1 protein-coding gene is annotated in these 936 nt (G+C 37.6%); it reads right to left on the bottom strand.

The window, feature by feature from the left end; translation table 11 throughout:
* Positions 1–37 precede the first annotated feature (37 nt).
* Positions 38–936, bottom strand: an 899-nt coding sequence (locus EII32_RS11330; protein WP_233582397.1) for a hypothetical protein, incomplete at its 5' end; no start/stop codon positions are given.

Genomic DNA, 936 nt, shown 5'->3' with positions numbered 1-936 from the left:
TGAAATTAAGACTTTCTTTAATCTTTTCATAATGATCTTATTTTATGATTTGTACATTCTTTCGGATTCTCTCTATGTCTTCTGGACTTTGCTTCCACTTACTCCGTAGTACCTCCGTTTCTTGAGTCCAATGAGTAGCTCTTAAATCTTGTAGGCATTGCTTAGATTGAGCATCATTCTCATCAGTATATTCATCCCGAAGATGTCCGTTCTGTTCAAGATGCCTCTGTAAAAGCACATCCAAAGATTTACCTTTAGTAATTATCGCATTAGGATTCATTGGATAGTATTTCAAAGAAGCATCTACACATCTTAATGTAAACTCATCATAACGCGAAAACTTATGATAATATGCTAAAGCCAAGTCACTTAATTGGCAGGCAACGGTTTCTTTATCTGTTAACGGCGAAAGGTATGTTTTTGCAATAATTGCTGAATCTTCTATCTCAAAATGCTCTTTTATCCCCCAAGTCGGTTGATACTGTTGAGCAGTAACCTCAACATTCACCCAGTCTTCAGGAAACAAATTGTCCTCATCTTTGTACATAATGAAGCAATGGCGTGGGGCATGTGCTATATAAGCCTTTGCTCCAAGTTCTTCTGCATATAGCTTGAAAGCCCAGGGTAAAGAATGGCATTGTCCTTTATGAGTCTTTAGCGTCCTTGATACTAATTGATGTTGCCAATCTTCTTCAGAGTATTCTTTGCTAAAATCATATCGAAATGGATTTTGACCGTTGCCTGAGCATGGATAAAAGAAATAGTTACAGAGGGCTATTTGCTTAGCAGTCTTATAATTCTCCCAACGATTGGCAACAATCATACGTTTCATGTAATCTGCTCCTTTTCGGATAGGCTGGCAGAAATCACTCTCGTAGTCTAGATTTCCATCCAAATACGCCCATTCTGCAAGAAAAACACTCCTTTTAATAGACA

Origin of the sequence: Prevotella sp. OH937_COT-195 (genome assembly GCF_003932845.1) — a bacterium.
Lineage (GTDB): Bacteria > Bacteroidota > Bacteroidia > Bacteroidales > Bacteroidaceae > Prevotella.
The sequence above is the reverse complement of the archived record's forward strand: the minus strand, read 5'-3'. Positions and strand labels throughout refer to the sequence as shown.